The sequence below is a fragment of the Celeribacter sp. HF31 genome (genome assembly GCF_011806455.1).
Classification (GTDB): domain Bacteria; phylum Pseudomonadota; class Alphaproteobacteria; order Rhodobacterales; family Rhodobacteraceae; genus Celeribacter.
Map to the genome: position 1 here is coordinate 158,197 of NZ_JAATOT010000003.1, position 17,731 is coordinate 175,927.

Below are 17,731 nucleotides of genomic sequence, written 5' to 3' on the forward strand. Positions count from 1 at the left end.
TCGCAGATGCGCTGGATCGTTTCCGATTGGAAACTTCGGACCCGCCTCGGAAAACCCTCAAAACCAGACCTCATAGCGCTGGAAACCCGGCATGTCATTGCGTAGACAGGCGACAAACGGAGGCCCCTTATGTTCACCTGTATCCTTCTCACAAACCCCGCCGCGCCGGCGCTCAATCTGACCACCGCCGACGCGTTGCGCTCGGCCTGGGGCGGGGGCGATCTCAAATGGCTGTCTCTGGGCGAGGCCGCCGAGTTCAGCGTCGAGTCCGTGCCGTCGAATCACTGGGATGTCTGGGAAGGTCTGCAAACACAGGGCATCGACCTGATCGTCGTGCCAACTGAAGCGCGCCGCAAAAAGATGCTCTTGGCCGATATGGATTCGACCATGATCCAGCAGGAATGCATCGACGAGCTGGCCGATGTCGCGGGCGTCGGTGAGCGCGTTAAAGAGATCACGGCGAAGGCGATGAATGGCGAGCTGGATTTCGAAGGGGCGCTGACCGAACGCGTCGGGCTTTTGAAAGGCCTGCCGGAAAGCGTCATCCAAAAGGTCATCGACGAGCGGATTACCTTCATGCCCGGCGGCAAGGAGCTGCTTGCCACCATGAAGCGTGACGGCGCCTATTGCGCGCTGGTCTCGGGCGGCTTTACCGCCTTCACCGGCTATGTCGCAGAGGCGCTTGGATTCGATGAGAACCGGGCCAACACCTTGCTGGTCGAGAATGGTGAACTGGTCGGCAAACCGGGCCTGCCGATCCTTGGACGCGAAGCCAAGGTCGCCGCGCTCGAAGAGATCACCGCGCGGCTTGGTCTGGCGCATTCGGATGTGATGGCGGTCGGTGACGGCGCCAATGATCTCGGCATGTTGAAACTCGCGGGGGCAGGCGTGGCGCTTCATGCGAAACCCTCCGTCGCCGCCGAATGCGAGATCAGGATCAACCACGGCGATCTCTCCGCGCTTCTGTTCGTTCAGGGCTACGCGCGGTCCGATTTCGCGCATGTTTGAGGTCTCGCTTGATCTCCTGCTGATTCTCATGGCGGCCGGCTTCATCGCCGGTTTCGTCGATAGCATCGCGGGCGGTGGTGGGCTGATCACCGTCCCTGCCCTCATGATTGCAGGCATCCCGCCAGTGCAGGCTCTGGCGACCAACAAGGTGCAAGGCCTCTTTGGCGCGGGCATGGCCGCAATCAATTACGCCCGCGCCGGACATGTGGACCTGCGCAAACAGATCGGCCCGGCCGCTTTGTCCTTTGTCGGCGCCATGCTCGGCGCGCTTTTGGCCAGCTCTCTGCCAACCGATGTGATCCGTCTCGGCCTGCCCGTCCTACTCATTGCCATCGCACTGTTCTTTGCCTTCAAACCCGGCCTCAACGACATGGACCGGACCCGGCGCATCACGCCACTGGTGTTTGCCTCAACCTTCGTGCCCTTCATCGGGTTTTACGACGGGCTTTTGGGGCCAGGCACCGGCGCGTTTTTCATGCTGGGGTTCGTGAGCCTTGCGGGCTACGGCATTCTCAAGGCCACGGCGCACACCAAACTGTTGAATTTCGCCTCGAATATCGGTGGGCTTGTCGGGTTTGTTTTGGTCGCCAAGCCCCTCTGGATGCTCGGCCTTGCCATGGGGATCGCTCAGATCGCGGGCGCCTATGTGGGGTCCACACTGGCCACGAAGGTCGGAGCCAAGCTGATCAAGCCTGTGTTGGTGATTGCCTCCACGGCTTTGGCGCTCAAGCTCATTTCCGAGTGGTTTTGAGCATTTTCACCCCGAAAAAGACGGATCAAAAGATGGGCCCAAAGACGGTCCTGGGAAGCCCTCCGCCGGTTTGACCTCGCCCGTGTTGAGTCCCGCAAAATTTGGCACATCGGGATTGAGGCGTTTTTTCACCAGAGGATCATTTGCATCAAGCGCCCCGAGTTTGACCAAGATCGCGGTGATGGCACATTCCGAGGCACGCGTTGCCCCGTCAGCAATTTTGAGCGCCACACCAAGCTTTTGCTCTGGCAGGATGGCGGTAAAGACGCCTTCGGCCCCGGTCTTGATCGTCACCTTGCCTTTGGCGGCGCGCATCAGCTCCGTGCAGGCGCGGCCCTCTCCAGCGACAAGATCGGGATGCGTGCGCATCGCTTTCGCGAGACGAAAAGCCGCGCGCTCCATCGCATCGCCGCCTTCGCGCGCGCCCGCGAAATAGCCCATGGCCCGTCCAAGCCCCCGCACGGTGGTGGCGAAATTCGGCGCCGAACAGCCGTCGATGCCAAAGCCGGGGGAGGTTTCGCCCGTGACCGTCTCAAACGCCTCCAAAGCGGCTTTTTGCACAGGATGATCCGGGTCGACATAGTCAGGGCCTACACCGAGGAATTGGGTCAGGGTCAGAAAGCCGCAATGTTTGCCGGAGCAATTGTTATGGATGCGGCATTTGCCTGCATCCGCCTTGATCTGCGCATCTCGCGTCGGAATGTCCCATGGCTCTTGCGGGCCGCAAATCAGGTCGTCTTGTGTCAAATCAAGATCTTTGAGCCAGGCCGCCACACGTGCCGTATGGATGGCTGCGCCCTGATGCGACGCGCAGGACAGCGCGAGCTGTTCCTCGGTCAATCCCTTTGCATCGGCGGCCCCGGAGGTCACAAGAGGCAGCGCCTGAATCATCTTCACCGACGAGCGCGGCAGGATCACGGTGTCGAGATCGCCCCAGCCCTCGATCACCTCGCCTCGGGCATCACAGATTACGGCAAAGCCCGTGTGTCGGCTCTCCAAAATGGGACCGCGCCAGACCTCGACCATCTCTTGTGTCATTCCCATTTTCGATCCTTTCACGTTTCAGCGAATTTCTGCCAAGGGTCTTTCCCAAATCGGCGGAATTGCGTTACTGTGCCCGCAGATGATGGAATTTGGCCTGACCCCTTCTCAAAACCGCGGCTATAGACAGCGGAAGATGTGGTCAAGACAGGCCTGAAATGGTCGCAATCGACCGAAAGTTGAGAGGCAGCGAGAGTTCAATGAGATTTTTCGTGAAACAGACCCTGTTTGCAACAGCCCTTTTGGGTCTGACAGGTCCGGCATTCGCGCAGGAAAGCACCAATCAGGTCGGGTCGAACACCGATTGGTATGTCTATGAGGAAAGCCAGCCGAACAAGACCTGCTGGGCGGTTTCCGTGCCGAAAGAGACACTGAACACCGACAGCTCGGGTCGCCCGAAATCGGTGACGCGCTCTGAGATTTTGCTCTTCGTGACCTATGGTCCGGGCAATGGCGTCAACGGTCAGGTGTCGTTCCTGGGCGGCTATCCGTTCGAACCCGGCTCCAACGTGACGATGGAAATCGGCGGCACGGAGTTCACGCTTTTCACCAATTCGGACGACGAGACCGCTTGGGCCGTCACGCCCGAGGATGACGCCAAGATCATCGCAGCGATGAAGCGCGGCGCGACCGCGACGCTGACCGGCAACTCCTCGCGCGGCACGATCACCAAAGACACCTTCTCGCTTTTGGGCTTCACCGCCTCTGTCGAAGAGGCCGCGAGCCGCTGCGGCAAGTAACGCTCACAAAGAATGTGATAAGAGGCCCTGCTCGTGCGGGGCCTTTTCGTATGGATTTTACCCTTAGAATCCTGTAAAAGCCGCCTTTAAATCCCGCATATAAGAGTTGAATGATGAAACCCAGCGCACCGATCACGCAGGATGTCCTGACCTTTCCGCGCAAAGATGAGCCCTCTGACAAGATCAATCTTGTCGGCCTGACACGCGATGCCTTCCGTCAGACCCTGATCGACAACGGCACGCCGGAGAAACAGGCCAAGATGCGCATGGGCCAGATTTGGCAGTGGATCTATCAGTGGGGTGTGCGCGATTTTGAGGCGATGACGAATCTCTCTAAATCCTTTCGGGCCGAGCTTGCCGAAAAGTTTGAAATTCGCGTTCCTGAAGTGGTGTCCAAACTGGTTTCGACCGATGGCACCCGCAAATACCTCGTGCGGATCGCGGGCGGCCATGAGGTCGAGGTGGTCTATATCCCCGAGGACGGGCGCGGCACGCTTTGTGTGTCCTCGCAGGTGGGCTGTACTCTGACCTGTTCCTTCTGTCACACCGGCACGCAGAAACTGGTGCGCAACCTGACGGCGGCGGAGATCGTCGGCCAAGTGATGATGGCGCGTGACGACCTGGGTGAATGGCCGGAAAAAGGTGCACCCAAGGATGAGACGCGGCTCTTGTCCAACATCGTTCTGATGGGCATGGGCGAGCCTCTGTACAATTTCGAGAACGTGCGCGACGCGATGAAAATCGTCATGGATGGCGAGGGCATTCAGCTTGGCCGTCGCCGGATCACGCTCTCAACCTCCGGTATCGTGCCGGAGATCAAGCGCACCGCCGAAGAGATCGGATGTTTGCTGGCCGTGTCCTTCCACGCGACGGAAAACGACACGCGCGACATTCTTGTCCCGATCAACAAGAAGTGGAAGATTGAGCCGCTTCTGGAGGCCCTCGCCGCCTATCCGCGCGCGACCAATTCAGAGCGCATCACCTTTGAATATGTGATGATCGACGGGGTGAACGACACGGATGACGATGCGCGCCGTCTGGTCAAATACCTGAAAGATTACGAAATTCCGGCCAAGATCAACCTGATCCCCTTCAACGAATGGCCCGGCTCGAACTATCGCCGCAGCTCCAACAATCGCATCCGGGCCTTTGCGACGATCCTGATGGAAGCTGGCTACGCCTCCCCCATTCGCAAGACCCGCGGCGAGGACATCATGGCCGCCTGTGGTCAGCTCAAATCCGCGACCGAACGCGCGCGCAAATCGCGCAAGGAAATCCTCAAGGACGCTGGTCAGGCGGTCTGAGAAATAGGGCCGGCGCTGAACCGGCCCTTTTCTTTTAGCGCTGCCAGCCTTCAGTCGCCATCAGCGCCTGCGCCTCGTCAGTGATCAGAAAAGCGAGAAACTCCGCCGCTTGCGGATCCGCCATGGGCGACAGCGCCACGTTCACATCGCGCCAAACGGTGCGCTCCGGGCTGAGGTCGATCTGATCCAATTCGTCATGCGTCGCGGGCCAGTTCGGCCAGGTGATCCAGGCATCGGCATCCTCCGACATGAAAGCCCGGAAACTCGCACCGGAGCCTTTGGCATAGCTCACGATATTCTTACGAAACACGGTGATGTCTTCGAGCTTGCCAAGGCGCCCGGCGACATCCTCCCAAGTGCCCGTGCCAGAGGTGTTGTAAACGCCTGCGCCTTCGGTCACGACGATCTTCATGCCGGGGGCGAGCAGATCATCGAACCCGGTGATGCCTTTCGGGTTGCCATGTTTCACCGCAATCACCGTCGGACGAATATAGATCGGCTCGACCTGATCCGACGAGAACGTCTTATAGGTCTCCAGAAAGGCCGTCATCGACTGTTCCGAGGTGCCCCAGAGGATATCGGCATCGGCCTGCGCCATGGGCGACCATTTGCTTTCCGGCCCGGCGATGATCTCGATCTTCTGGCCGGTTTTCTCCATCCAGACATCCGCGACCTTTTGGAACGCCGTGTGCGGACCACCCGCGCCGTAGAGTTTCACCACGCCGTCCTGCGGCGCGTGGGTGATCGCGGGGTCATAAAGCGTAGTGCTTTGAGCGAGGCTGGGGGCCGCGCCCAAGAGCGCGAGGGTGAAAAGGGTCATACGCATGGGTGTCTCCAATATCTGAAATCCGCGCGGGGTGCGCAGAGGAGATACAGGGAAAGGCGAAAACATATTCCCTCCGCTCTCGTCACAGAGGCGTGAAACAGGCCCAAGGCAGAGGGGACGAGGTGCCTTCAAACATGGTAACGGCGTTTTAACCTTAACGGCCCAACATGCCGAACATGGACTGGATAACAATCAGATTCGAAGACGACCTTGGGTCCCGCATCGAGCGGGCGGCGGCCCGCGCGGGTCAGCCGATCGGGGCGTTCATTCGCGACAGGCTGAGCGACAGGTTGGATGAGGCCGCGCGCCCGTTAGAGGGCGCGTTCGGCTATAAAGGCCCTCGAAAACCTCATGCGTTGCAGGCCTATCTGGCTCATGACTTCGCCTATGCGACGGGGTGGAGCGACCTGCAAGAGACCCTGCGCGCCAAAGGCTATGAGCTGGCAGAACGCGGTGGTGGCTTGATCCTTCAGACCGTTGAAGGGGATCGGCTGTGCAAGGCCTCCGATCTTGGTCAGCCCTATTCCGCCCTGATGAAACGCTTTGGCACGCCCTTTCCGGGCCACGCGCACCATCATCTTGTCACCCGCCATCTGGCGCAAAAACCCCTTCCCTTCTGATCCGAGGTCCCCGATGGAAAAACTCACCCTGCTCTTGCCGAAAACCACCGTCGAGATGATGCACCTTCTGGCCCGGACCGAAGGCCGGACCATGGGCGCTATCGTTCAAGAGATGGCGCTGGATCGCTACATGCAGCAGATGATGTCATCTCAGCGCACCTCGGAGACCGAAGTTGAGGCCTCCGAAGTGCAGGAGGCTTAGGCCTCGCGCCCGTCAATTTCCTCGCGCGGGCCTTGGTTCGGCCAGTCGTCAATTGCCTGCACGGCCTCTTCGGCGGTTTCCACGAATTTGAACAGATCGAGGTCTTTGGGAGAGATTGTCCCCGCTTCGGCCAGTGCCTCCCAATTGATGATGTTTTGCCAAAACGCTTTGCCGAACAACAAAAACGGCACGCGATTCATCCGGCCGGTTTGAATGAGCGTCAGGCTTTCGAACATCTCATCGAGCGTCCCAAAGCCGCCGGGGAACACCACGATGGCCTTCGCGCGCATCAGAAAATGCATCTTGCGAATGGCAAAATAGTGGAAGTTGAAACACAGCTCCGGCGTCACATATTCGTTCGGCGCCTGCTCATGCGGCAAGACGATGTTGAGGCCGATGGAAATCCCGCCCGCATCGCGCGCACCACGGTTTCCTGCCTCCATCACGCCAGGACCACCGCCGGTGACGATGATGTTGTCCTTATGGCCATTGTTGCGCGCGGTCATGATCCGCGAAAATTCGCGTGCCTCATCGTAGTATTTCGACAGCTCGGCCAAGGTCTTGGTCTTCGCCGTCTCCTTTTTGTCGGGCGCCGGAATGCGGGCGCCGCCGAAGAGCACGATGGTGCTTTCGACCCCGAATTCCTCCATCAGAATCTCCGGCTTCAACAGCTCCAACTGCAACCGCACCGGCCGCAATTCGTCCCGAAACATGAAATCACCGTCGGTGAAGGCAAGTTTGTACGACGGCGAGCGGGTTTGCGGTGTGTCGGGGATATGTTGCGCCGCATCGCGATCGACCCGGCTGTCGCGAAGAGGGTGGCGGCGGTCGGTATGTTTCGTCTCGGTCATCTTGATCCTGCCTTATGTCGTTTTGTCTCGCCGCCTGTGCTCTCTCGCGCGTTGCGCGGGCGGGTTTGAGCGATTATAGCCTGCGGGACCATATATTCCACGATGACCTCGGAGACCAACATGTCGAATGCACAGCTCGAAGCCGCCATCGAAGCCGCGTGGGACGCGCGCGATACGATCACCCCTGCAACCGGCGGCGAAACCCGCGAAGCCATCGAGGCCACGCTCAATGCACTCGACAAAGGTGAGCTGCGCGTTGCCGAGAAACAGGGTGACGGCAGCTGGCATGTGAATCAATGGGCCAAGAAAGCCGTGCTTCTGGGCTTCCGCATCAAGGACATGGAATTGCATGACGGCGGCCCGCAAGGCTCCGGCTGGTGGGACAAGGTCGACAGCAAATTCAAAGGCTGGGGCACTGCCGAGTTCAAAGAGGCCGGGTTCCGCGCCGTGCCGAACGCCGTGGTCCGCAAATCCGCCTACATCGCGCCGGGTGTCGTGTTGATGCCGTCCTTCGTGAACCTCGGCGCACACGTCGACACCGGCACCATGGTCGACACCTGGGCCACCGTTGGCTCCTGCGCCCAGATCGGCAAGAACGTACACCTTTCGGGTGGTGCGGGCATCGGTGGTGTGCTTGAGCCGCTGCAAGCCGGTCCGGTGATCATCGAAGACAACTGCTTCATCGGTGCGCGGGCCGAAGTGGCCGAGGGCGTGATCGTCCGCGAAGGCTCCGTCCTGGGCATGGGCGTCTATCTCGGCCAATCCACCAAGATCGTCGACCGCGAAACCGGCGAAGTGATGTACGGCGAAGTGCCGCCCTACTCCGTCGTCGTCGCGGGCAGCATGCCGTCGAAGAATGGCGTGAGCCTCTATTGTGCGGTGATCGTGAAACGTGTGGACGCCAAGACCCGCTCCAAAACCGGTATCAACGAGCTGCTGCGCGACTGAGTTTCAGCGCTTTGAGATTTACGGGCGTCGTGAGGGGAACCTTTCGGCGCCCGTTTTCGTTAAGAGATGTACCGAAATGGAGGGAACCATGGGACTTGGACTGATCGCATCAATCATCGTCGGCGGGCTTGCGGGCTGGATCGCCAGCAGCTTCATGAAGGCCGACACGGGCCTTCTGGCCAATATTCTATTGGGAATCGTTGGCGCCTTTGTGCTCAACCTGATCCTGTCGCTCGTCGGCATCTATGCCGCGAACAGCTGGGTGCCGCAGCTTATCGTCGGGATTTTCGGCGCGAGCCTTCTGATCTGGCTGGCCCGGCGCCTGCGGTAAGCCGCGCCGGGATTGATTTTTAAACCTGAGGAAAACGCGCGCCCCACACCCGGGGCGCGTCATGTGTCAGGCGCTTGGCTTCAATCTCCGAGAGACGCGCCAAGGCACGGGCCTCGCAGCCCCCGCTTTGCTTCAAGGCCTTCGACCAGAGCCTGCGCACGGAGCGTGGCGACCACGGCAAAGCGGCCTCGGCCAGCCAAAGCCGCAGCGTGCGCGGCAGGTGGTCGAACTCTCGCATCGGATCGCTCGACCGCCTGCGTTTGCGCAGGGAGGTATTGAGATTGCTCATGCGGCTGCCCGGCCCCATTTCGGGAAAGGATCTTTGAGGGTTTGGGCCAGATTAGGGTCGATTTTATCCTCGGGACCGATCAAAGCGGAATTGAGTTTCGCCCGGATCAGAGCCTCATCCATGCCCGAGCCGATAAAGACGATCTCCTGGCGGCGGTCGCCGAATCCATCGACCCAAACTTCGGCAATCTGCGCCCGGCCTTCGGGGTGATTGGGCCAAAATTTCTCCGGCACGGCGGCCCACCAATTGCCCAAAGGCTTGATTGTGCTGAGCGCGCCCGCCATGGAGAATTCTGCCGCCCATTCGGGCCGCGTGGCCATCCAGAAATGGCCTTTCGCGCGAATGACGCCGGGCAAATCGCCGTTCAGAACTGTCTCGATCGCGGTCGGATCAAAGGGACGGCGTGCTCGATAGACGAAGGACGTCACATCGTATTCATCGGTTTCCGGGACGTGATTGGCGAAACCGTAGAGCTCCTTGGCCCAGAGCGGGTGCTCATGGGCGTGGTCGAAATCAAAGAGCCCGGTGCCAAGCACCTCCTCTGTGGCGACCTCGGAGAAATCGGTTTCGATCACCTTTGCGTCGGGGTTGAGAGCTGCAACGATCTTGCGCGCGGCGAGAACCTTGTCGGGACCGGCATCCGTGACCTTGTTGAGCACGATGACATCGGCAAATTCGATCTGATCGACCAACAGATCGACGATGCGACGCTGATCGCCCTCGCCCGCCACCTCGCCGCGATCCTCGAGAAAATCGTGGCTGGAATAGTCATTCAGCATATTCACCGTGTCTACGACGGTCACCATCGTGTCGAGGCGGGCGATGTCATCGAGGCTTTCGCCATGTTCGTCCCGGAATTCAAAGGTCGCGGCCACAGGCAGCGGCTCCGCGATGCCGGTCGATTCGATCAGCAGGTAATCGTATTTGTTTGCCTCGGCGAGGCGGCGCACCTCGGTCAGAAGATCATCCCGGAGCGTGCAACAGATACAGCCATTGCTCATTTCGACCAGCGTTTCTTCGGTTCGGGACAGATCGGCACCGCCTTGGCGCACGAGATCGGCGTCGATGTTCACCTCGGACATATCGTTGACGATCACCGCCACGCGCAGACCGGCGCGATTGTTTAGGAGGCGATTGAGCAAAGTGGTTTTCCCGGAGCCGAGAAAGCCGGAGAGGACGGTGACGGGCAAGCGTTCGGACATAGGTAAGTTCCTTCGTGGAGAGACGGAGGTGAGTTTTAGATATGTAATAACATAACGTCAATCCGGTTTGAGAAGCCCCGCTTGACTTTTGCCCGCGCCCTCCGCAAAGGAGAGGCATGTCGAAAGCATCCAAACCCTCCCGCCAAAAAGTCTACACGCTCCTGGTCGAGATCGGCCGCAAGGAGGGCGACGGCCTGCCCAAAGGCGCCACGGGTGGGGCGTTGATGATCTACGCCTCAGGCGTGGACGAGGCCGAAGCCGTGCGCGAAACCGTCGCGATCCTGAAACAGGCCGACGTTGCGCCGCTGGATGTCACGGGCTACGGCACACTCGAAGAGCGGCTCGAAGAGGGCCACGAGATTTCCGATGAGGAAAAAGAGCTGATGCAGCGCGCTCTCGATGAGAACTCGGTGATCGTCGCACAGATGACGCCGTTTTTCGAGGATGACACCGGCACCCGTCACTAAGGCGTTTGGTGCCTATCGCGCTGGACTAGAGCCTATTTGGCGCCAAACCATTTGCGATAAATCGTGTCATAGGTCCCGTTTTCGCGAAGCTTCAACAGGCTGTGATTGATCTGATCAGCATAGGGCGAGCTGGTCGGCAAAGCGATGCCATAGTTTTCCGGCAAGAAAATCGGCCCCACCATACGCCCCACACCCCGGCCCTCATGGTTTACATAATAGGCCAAAATGGGCGCGTCGAAGACAACCGCATCGATATCGCCGCTCTCGAAAGCCTCGATCAGATCGCCCGGGTTGGCATAATCCGCGAAACTGAGATCGCGACGCAGAAGGAAGTCGGCCGCCGTTGAATTGGCGACGGTGCCAATGGATTTGCCGTAAAGATCGCCAATGCCGGACACGTTGGATTGGATTGCTTCGACCGTCAGCACGGCGGTGATGCGGGCGACAAAGACGGAGACCAGAAACAGAGACGAAATCACCAGAAAAACGCCGAAAACGCGCCCCAAAGGGGAACGTGGCTGACGCTCTTCGAAGCCGCCATTCACGACGAGGTTCAGTGCCCACCAAAAAGCCGGGAACATCGCTTTGCGTGCTGGCATGTCGAAATACTCTTGGTGATGCTTCTCGAAATACCACATCAACATGCCACCGCCAAACAGCAGGGCGAAGGCACCGGCAATGTACAAAAGCATGTCTTTTGAGAGGATCGCAGACCAAATTGTGACCTCGCCCCCATCTGCGCGCGTCATGATCTGAAGCCCGGCCTCGAAAATCGGCTGGGTGAAATCCATGACCAATTCACGGTTCGAAGTGATCGAAATATTCGCAATGGCGGCATCCGCCTCGCCGGTCTCAATAGCTCCCAACATCTCTGCAAAACTGTCGACGCGCGAGATGCTGTAGGTCCACCCGAGATCCTCGGCCAGGGCGTCCCACAAATCCATGGAGAACCCCGTTTGCTCGCCATCGACTTCCATCGAAAACGGCACACGGGTGACGGTCATGACCCGGTGATCTTGAGCCGCGGCCATGTAAGGGCCGAACAGAACGAAGAGCATCGCCAAAGCGCGAAAAACATGTTTCATCAGATTCCCCCATCTATCAGCGCATATGGCATAGGCCGCAGGGCGCTTTCAATCGTCGATCAAAGGAGGACGCTTGCAGTGGATGTCAGAGATAACGAGGTGACATAAGTGCAACGGCTTCGTGCCTCAAAAGCGTCATGGTGGCCGTCGTGTCATTTCTGGGCAGACTGTCGTAGGGCAGATGCGCGAGCCGTGTCAGACCGTGGGTCGCGCTGTCGTGACGATGACCGGCGGCGCATACCGAAATTCCAGCGACGCGAAACGGCTGCGGCTCTTCCAGCACAAGCCTATAGCGTTTCGACATGAGACCAAGTCTCCGGTTCGCGGACGGCAGAAACGGCACAAGATGCATGGGTTTCACGGCCACATGTTCCACCCCGAAAAGATAGGCCGCATCGACGCCTTCGGTCAGGATTTCGCAACGCGGCGTAAGATCGAGCGTTTGCTTGAGGTTCTGAAAAGGACGCCGGACTCGCAAAGGCGCAAGACTGCCGATAGCGGGCATATAAGAGACAATTCCAGCCAAAAGCCGTGTCTTTGTGCCGGAAGACGTCACAATCTCAGCGCCTGTCTTTAGTGTCTCGATCGACTGGGGTCCGATAGCGGTCTCAACCAGCGCTCCCGCGCCGATGCCCTCTGAGTAGCCTAGAGGTTCGATGTGGTCCGCGAAGGCAATACAGTGCACGTCGCGGGCCAGTGCAGTTTGATCAACGGCGAAAAGGACACGCGCCAGGTCCTCCTCATACAAAGCCGCACAGTTGCCCGTCACCGTTTTCAATTCACCGGTCTCGAGATGCTCCGCCCCAAGCCAAGCGTGCTGTTTGGACAGATCCCAGCTATAGCTGATCCGAATAGGCGTGTCCTTGGACCAGGTCGACAGGTCCAGAGAGAGCACGGAAAGCGCCTGGCCAGCTTCAATAGCGACCCAAAGCTTGCCATTCGGGCCCAAAACCATGTGCAAACTGCGCCGAAATCGGTCGTGGCGTTCATATTCGATGAGATCGAGCGGCTGGTTGAACTGATCCGGGAGGGACGCCTCCAAAAGCAGACTGCCTCGAGGCATCACGCGGCAAGGCACATAAGCGCGCGAAGGCCCGTTGTGCAATCCATCGGGATTGTACACAGGATGTCGATCCGCCGCTCCGGCCCCTAACCAGCTCATCTCCGCCTCCGAAAGGGTCACATACGACCCAACCGTCCCTCAAGGCAGCTCTCCACACTCAACAGACATAGGTGCCGCCACGGCAAAACGGCCGAGATGCACATCACACTCATTACGTGGAGAAAAGATCGCCCGGGTTGACCCGATGTCGCTCTGATCGCCTGCCTCACATTGTTTTGCAGATGAGTAAGCACATTTTTGCTCGTTTGTTAAACATTTCCTCACATCTGCACAGGGTCCGACACTGTGATGTCGCCGTCACGCCACAACCTTCGCATTGCCCCCCGGCACCGGCCTCGTTAACTCTACGGGGAAACACTGCCCAAAGGACGCCTCATGCCCCTAGATCCCGTCGCATTGACCGCCGCCCTCATCCGTTGCCCAAGTGTCACCCCGATTGAAGGCGGTGCGCTTGAGTTGCTCGAAAAAACTTTGACCGAGGCGGGGTTTGACTGCACCCGGGTCGACCGCAACGGCACGCCAAACCTTTTTGCCCGCTGGGGCGACAAGGCCGCTCCCCGCACGTTGGGCTTTAACGGTCACACGGATGTGGTCCCCGTCGGGGACGAGGCGGCCTGGACCTGCGATCCCTTTGGTGGCGAGATCAAGGACGGCAAACTTTGGGGTCGGGGGGCGACGGATATGAAGTCTGGGGTCGCCGCTTTCGTGGCGGCTGCCTGCGATTATACGACCCGAACCCAGCCCAAAGACACTGCAATCATCATCACCATAACTGGCGATGAAGAGGGAGATGCGACAGACGGCACCACTGCGCTTTTGGACTATATGGCCGAGACGGGTGAAACGATGAGCGACTGTATCGTTGGCGAGCCGACCTGTCCGAACACCATGGGCGAAATGATGAAGATCGGGCGGCGCGGGTCGATCACCGGCTATTTCACCGCCCGCGGAACGCAGGGGCATGTGGCATACCCGCAGCAGACCGAGAATCCTGTCCCCGTTCTGGCAAGCCTCATGGCAGAGCTGTCGGCGCATAGCCTCGATCAGGGCACGGAGCATTTCGACCCCTCCAACCTCGAAGTCACGACCTTTGATGTTGGCAATGCCGCCACCAACGTCGTGCCCGCGCAGGCCCAGTCCACCGTCAACATCCGCTTCAACGATGCGCATACCGGCGCCTCTCTCAGCGATTGGATGCGTGCGAAAGCCAAGGCGACCACTGAGCGCACCGGCATCGAGATCGATGTGCAGTTCCAGATTTCGGGCGAAAGCTTTTTGACGCCGCCCGGGGCGTTTGTCGATCTGGTCGCGAATGCCGTTGCCACAGAAACGGGTGTGACCCCGATCCTGTCGACGACCGGCGGCACATCAGATGCGCGCTTTATTAAAAACCACTGCCCTGTGGTCGAATTCGGGCTGGTTGGCAAGACCATGCATAAGGTCGACGAGCATGTGGACGTCGAGCACATCAATGCGCTCAAGAATGTCTATTCCCGCTTGATGAGTGACTATTTCGCATGACCATTACCATTTCCAAAACCGAGGATTTCCAAGCCTGTCTCGATCTCAGGATGACCGTTTTTGTCGAGGAACAAAAGGTTCCTGTGGAAGACGAGCTCGACGACCTGGATCCCGTTTCCACACATTTTCTCGCCTCTGATGAAAGCGGTACGCCGGTCGGCACTGCGCGCGTCTATGAGGTCGGCGAAATCGGCAAAATCGGCCGGGTTTGTGTCGAAAAATCGCAACGCGGGACGGGTCTTGGAGCACGTTTGATCGAGGCCTGCCTCGAAGACCTCCGACAACGCCCTCATCTGACGCAGGCCAAGCTCGGTGCGCAAACCCATGCGATCGGGTTTTATGAACGCTTCGGGTTTCACGTCATCGGCGAGGAATATCTCGACGGCGGCATCCCGCATCGGGATATGGTGTTGCCCTTGTGAAACCCTGCCTGATCGTCATGGTGAAGGAACCACGTTCAGGTCGGGTTAAAACCCGTCTTGCGTGGGATTTGGGTCTTATTCAGGCGACTTGGTGGTATCGGCATCAGGCTCTGCGCACACTCCGCAACCTGAGTGATCCACGATGGGACCTCGTTCTTGCCGTCGCGCCTGATCGCGAAGGATTGCAGAGTTCATACTGGCCAAGACAGCTGCCCCGCATTCCACAAGGAAGAGGTGACCTTGGTCAACGCATGGCCCGTACCTTGCGCCAGATGGCGCCACGCCCGACTTGTCTCATCGGCTCTGATATTCCAGGCATCGAGAAGGCTCACATTGCCTCAGCTTTCGCTGCATTAGGGTCACATTCCGCCTGTCTCGGCCCGGCCACGGATGGTGGATATTGGCTGATCGGCTTACGTCATCCTGCGCAACAACCGGCTGGTTTTCTGGATCACGTCCGCTGGTCTACAGAATGGGCCAAAGCAGACACGATTGCCTCAGCCAAATCCCTGAATTGGGCTGAATTAGAGACGCTTTCAGACATAGACACCGGCGCAGATTACGCGCGATGGTTGGCCCGTATGTGAAATCCGCGCGACGGCGTGCTTTGCCAGTGGTGAGGCGCATCGGCTCATGGTAGAATCGACCTATGAGCAGGATCCCGACCAAGGACGAAATCCTCCAATGGATTTCCGACAACCCGACCCAAACCGCGAAACGCGATATTGCCAAGGCTTTCGGCATCAAAGGTGCTGCGCGGATCGATTTGAAACGCGTTCTCAAGGAGCTTGAGGACGAGGGACATCTTCGCAAACAGCGCAAGACCTATCGGGACCCGGACAAACTGCCGCCTGTGTCGGTGCTGGCTGTTTTGGCCCCGGACCGGGATGGCGATCTGTTTGCGCGTCCTCTGGAGTGGACGGGAGACGGCCCGGAACCTCGCGTGTTACTGTCTTTGCGTGAAAGCGATCCCGCGCTTGGGGAAGGCGAACGTATCCTCGCCAAACTGCAAGAGGTCAAAGGCGAGGACCATCAATATGTGGCCCGTCTGATCCGCAAAATAGGCTCTAATCCACGCAAGATCCTCGGAATCTATCGCAAAGACGCCGAGGGCGGGCGCGTTGTCCCCATCGACAAGGGAAGTGACAAAGATTTTCTCGTGCGGTCCGGCAACGACTATGGTGCCAAGGACGGCGAGCTGGTTGAGGCCGAACAGGCGGGCCCCAAGAACCGGATGGGCTTACCGCAAGCGCGGATCGTCACCCGCCTGGGTGACCCGTCAGAGCCCAAGGCTGTGTCCCTCATCGCGATTCATCAACATGGCATCCCGGACGATTTCCCAGATGAGGTGATCGCTGAAGCCGACAAAGCCAGACCTGCGGGGCTGAAGGGGCGCGAAGACCTTCGTGACCTGCCTCTCGTGACCATCGACCCGGCGGATGCGCGGGACCACGATGACGCGGTTTGGGCCGAATTCGACCCTGATCCGAAGAATGAAGGGGGCTTCATCCTTTGGGTCGCCATCGCCGATGTGGCGCATTACGTGACGCCCGGATCGGCGCTGGATCGTGAGGCCTGGAACCGAGGCAATTCGACCTATTTCCCGGACCGTGTCGTGCCGATGCTGCCGGATCGTCTTTCTGGCGATCTGTGCTCGCTGCACGAAGGTGTGCCGCGCGCCTGCCTTGCTGTGCGCATGGTCATCGACGCGGATGGCAAAAAGCTATCGCATCGTTTCATGCGCGGCTTGATGAAATCCGCCGCCTCTTTGAACTACGCCGAAGTTCAGGCCGCCCGTGACGGTCAAATCAACGACGCCTGTGGCCCGCTGATGGACGAGGTGATCACGCCGCTGTTCGAGGCCTATGAGGCCCTCAAACGCGCACGAAAAGCGCGTCAGCCGCTGGATTTGGATCTTCCCGAGCGCAAAATCGTGCTGGGCGAAGATGGTCGCGTGAGTTCTGTGGCTTTGGCTGAGCGCTATGATGCGCATAAGCTGATCGAAGAGTTCATGGTGCTGGCCAATGTGGCCGCCGCCGAGGAACTGTTCCACCGCAACCGCCCGCTTTTGTACCGCGTGCACGAAGAGCCGTCGGACGAGAAAATGGATGCGTTGCGCGAGGTGGCCCAGTCTTCCGGCTTTACGCTCGCGAAGGGGCAGGTGATCCACACCTCGCATCTCAACAGGCTCTTGGCACAGGCCGAGGGCACCGATCATGACGAGCTGATCAATATTTCGACCCTGCGCTCGATGACACAGGCCTATTACCACCCGGAGAACTACGGTCACTTCGGGCTGGCTTTGCGGTCCTATGCGCATTTCACTTCGCCAATCCGACGTTACGCCGATCTGATCGTGCACCGTGCACTGATTTCGGCGCATGGCTGGGGCAAGGATGGGCTGTCTGCGGAAGAGATCGACAGGCTCGAATCCACCGCAAAACACATCTCCGAGACCGAGCGGCGTTCGATGACGGCGGAACGCGACACCAATGATCGCTACCTTGCCGCCTATCTGAGCGAGCGCGTTGGCAACGAGATGACCGGGCATATTTCCGGCATTCAAAAATTCGGCGCCTTCGTGAAACTGGATGAAACCGGCGCCGATGGGTTGGTGCCCGTGCGCACCATGGGGGCGGAGTTTTTCCATTTCGACCCGGAAGAACAGACGCTCATGGGCGCTGACACCGGCATCGTGATTTCCATCGGGCAAAAGGTCACCGTGCGGATCGCCGAGGCCGTGCCTGTGACCGGGGGGCTGGAGCTTGAACTTCTGTCCGTCGATGGCGCCATGTTGCCGCGTGGCCCACGTCGCGCCAAAGGCCGGCCCGTGGCCCGCAAATACAACAAGAACAAAGCGAAAAAAGCCAAGATTCAGAAAAAGGTACAGCGCCGCAGGAAATAGATGCGCAGCGGAAATTTGCCGCCCGCGATTTGTCCTGTTCAAGCCACAGGCCGATTCAGTTTAGCCTGAGACAAAATTAAAATGGAGCAGTCAGT

General features: G+C 59.1%; 20 protein-coding genes. 13 read left to right on the forward strand and 7 right to left on the reverse strand.

All coding sequences use genetic code 11. From position 1 onward, the window contains the following. Positions 1-129: 129 nt before the first annotated feature. The gene (gene serB / locus HCZ23_RS06975; protein ID WP_167601005.1) at positions 130-1,008 is read left to right on the forward strand and encodes a phosphoserine phosphatase SerB; all 879 of its coding nucleotides are present in this window, start codon (positions 130-132) and stop codon (positions 1,006-1,008) included. Further along, positions 1,001-1,759: a TSUP family transporter gene (locus tag HCZ23_RS06980; protein WP_167601006.1), complete on the forward strand. Its 759-nt coding sequence runs from the start codon at positions 1,001-1,003 to the stop codon at positions 1,757-1,759. The genes serB and HCZ23_RS06980 overlap by 8 nt, the downstream gene beginning before the upstream one ends. 6 nt (positions 1,760-1,765) lie before the next feature. On the opposite strand, the gene HCZ23_RS06985 is transcribed toward HCZ23_RS06980, so the two are convergent. Further along, entirely contained in the window at positions 1,766-2,797 is a 1,032-nt protein-coding gene (locus HCZ23_RS06985; protein WP_167601379.1) for an asparaginase, read from the reverse strand. 203 nt (positions 2,798-3,000) lie between these two features. On the opposite strand from HCZ23_RS06985, the gene HCZ23_RS06990 reads away from it, so the two are divergent. After that, the gene (locus HCZ23_RS06990) at positions 3,001-3,540 is read left to right on the forward strand and encodes an invasion associated locus B family protein (RefSeq protein ID WP_167601007.1); all 540 of its coding nucleotides are present in this window, start codon (positions 3,001-3,003) and stop codon (positions 3,538-3,540) included. A gap of 113 nt (positions 3,541-3,653) precedes the next feature. Continuing rightward, complete coding sequence (gene rlmN / locus HCZ23_RS06995) at positions 3,654-4,844, forward strand: 23S rRNA (adenine(2503)-C(2))-methyltransferase RlmN (RefSeq protein WP_167601008.1); 1,191 nt, start codon at positions 3,654-3,656, stop codon at positions 4,842-4,844. Positions 4,845-4,878: 34 nt separating this feature from the next. Here the strand turns inward: rlmN and HCZ23_RS07000 are convergent, their stop codons facing one another. Next, the gene (locus HCZ23_RS07000; RefSeq protein WP_167601009.1) at positions 4,879-5,670 is read right to left on the reverse strand and encodes a substrate-binding domain-containing protein; all 792 of its coding nucleotides are present in this window, start codon (positions 5,668-5,670) and stop codon (positions 4,879-4,881) included. A gap of 176 nt (positions 5,671-5,846) precedes the next feature. On the opposite strand from HCZ23_RS07000, the gene HCZ23_RS07005 reads away from it, so the two are divergent. Continuing rightward, entirely contained in the window at positions 5,847-6,290 is a 444-nt protein-coding gene (locus tag HCZ23_RS07005; protein ID WP_167601010.1) for a hypothetical protein, read from the forward strand. A gap of 13 nt (positions 6,291-6,303) precedes the next feature. Next, the gene (locus HCZ23_RS07010) at positions 6,304-6,492 is read left to right on the forward strand and encodes a hypothetical protein (protein ID WP_167601011.1); all 189 of its coding nucleotides are present in this window, start codon (positions 6,304-6,306) and stop codon (positions 6,490-6,492) included. Here the strand turns inward: HCZ23_RS07010 and HCZ23_RS07015 are convergent. Beyond that, complete coding sequence (locus HCZ23_RS07015) at positions 6,489-7,343, reverse strand: TIGR00730 family Rossman fold protein (RefSeq protein WP_167601012.1); 855 nt, start codon at positions 7,341-7,343, stop codon at positions 6,489-6,491. The genes HCZ23_RS07010 and HCZ23_RS07015 overlap by 4 nt on opposite strands. Positions 7,344-7,463: 120 nt before the next feature. On the opposite strand from HCZ23_RS07015, the gene dapD reads away from it, so the two are divergent. Both dapD and HCZ23_RS07025 read left to right on the forward strand, forming a co-directional pair. Continuing rightward, complete coding sequence (gene dapD / locus HCZ23_RS07020) at positions 7,464-8,291, forward strand: 2,3,4,5-tetrahydropyridine-2,6-dicarboxylate N-succinyltransferase (protein WP_167601013.1); 828 nt, start codon at positions 7,464-7,466, stop codon at positions 8,289-8,291. An 88-nt stretch (positions 8,292-8,379) separates the two neighbouring features. Continuing rightward, entirely contained in the window at positions 8,380-8,622 is a 243-nt protein-coding gene (locus HCZ23_RS07025; RefSeq protein WP_167601014.1) for a GlsB/YeaQ/YmgE family stress response membrane protein, read from the forward strand. A gap of 19 nt (positions 8,623-8,641) precedes the next feature. Here HCZ23_RS07025 and HCZ23_RS07030 read toward each other — a convergent pair whose 3' ends face one another. Next, entirely contained in the window at positions 8,642-8,911 is a 270-nt protein-coding gene (locus HCZ23_RS07030; protein ID WP_167601015.1) for a DUF6525 family protein, read from the reverse strand. After that, positions 8,908-10,113, reverse strand: a complete 1,206-nt coding sequence (locus tag HCZ23_RS07035) for a GTP-binding protein (protein WP_167601016.1) — start codon at positions 10,111-10,113, stop codon at positions 8,908-8,910. The genes HCZ23_RS07030 and HCZ23_RS07035 overlap by 4 nt, the downstream gene beginning before the upstream one ends. A 116-nt stretch (positions 10,114-10,229) precedes the next feature. Here HCZ23_RS07035 and HCZ23_RS07040 point away from each other — a divergent pair, with 116 nt between their 5' ends. Beyond that, complete coding sequence (locus HCZ23_RS07040; RefSeq protein WP_167601017.1) at positions 10,230-10,580, forward strand: hypothetical protein; 351 nt, start codon at positions 10,230-10,232, stop codon at positions 10,578-10,580. Positions 10,581-10,612: 32 nt separating this feature from the next. Here the strand turns inward: HCZ23_RS07040 and HCZ23_RS07045 are convergent, their stop codons facing one another. Both HCZ23_RS07045 and HCZ23_RS07050 read right to left on the reverse strand, forming a co-directional pair. Next, positions 10,613-11,665: a transporter substrate-binding domain-containing protein gene (locus HCZ23_RS07045; protein WP_167601018.1), complete on the reverse strand. Its 1,053-nt coding sequence runs from the start codon at positions 11,663-11,665 to the stop codon at positions 10,613-10,615. Between the two features lie 85 nt (positions 11,666-11,750). Continuing rightward, positions 11,751-12,827, reverse strand: a complete 1,077-nt coding sequence (locus tag HCZ23_RS07050) for a hypothetical protein (protein WP_167601019.1) — start codon at positions 12,825-12,827, stop codon at positions 11,751-11,753. Between the two features lie 336 nt (positions 12,828-13,163). Here HCZ23_RS07050 and dapE point away from each other — a divergent pair, with 336 nt between their 5' ends. The 4 genes from dapE to rnr all read left to right on the forward strand — a co-directional run bounded on the left by dapE (position 13,164) and on the right by rnr (position 17,636). Continuing rightward, positions 13,164-14,309 carry a succinyl-diaminopimelate desuccinylase gene (gene dapE / locus HCZ23_RS07055; RefSeq protein ID WP_167601020.1) on the forward strand — a complete coding sequence of 382 codons (1,146 nt, stop codon included), beginning with the start codon at positions 13,164-13,166 and terminating at the stop codon, positions 14,307-14,309. Continuing rightward, entirely contained in the window at positions 14,306-14,731 is a 426-nt protein-coding gene (locus HCZ23_RS07060; RefSeq protein WP_167601021.1) for a GNAT family N-acetyltransferase, read from the forward strand. Before dapE ends, HCZ23_RS07060 begins: the two co-directional genes overlap by 4 nt. 17 nt (positions 14,732-14,748) lie before the next feature. Continuing rightward, positions 14,749-15,318, forward strand: coding sequence for a TIGR04282 family arsenosugar biosynthesis glycosyltransferase (locus HCZ23_RS07065; RefSeq protein ID WP_217703139.1), 570 nt, complete (start codon positions 14,749-14,751; stop codon positions 15,316-15,318). Positions 15,319-15,380: 62 nt separating this feature from the next. Then, entirely contained in the window at positions 15,381-17,636 is a 2,256-nt protein-coding gene (gene rnr, locus HCZ23_RS07070) for a ribonuclease R (RefSeq protein WP_167601023.1), read from the forward strand. Positions 17,637-17,731: the final 95 nt, after the last annotated feature.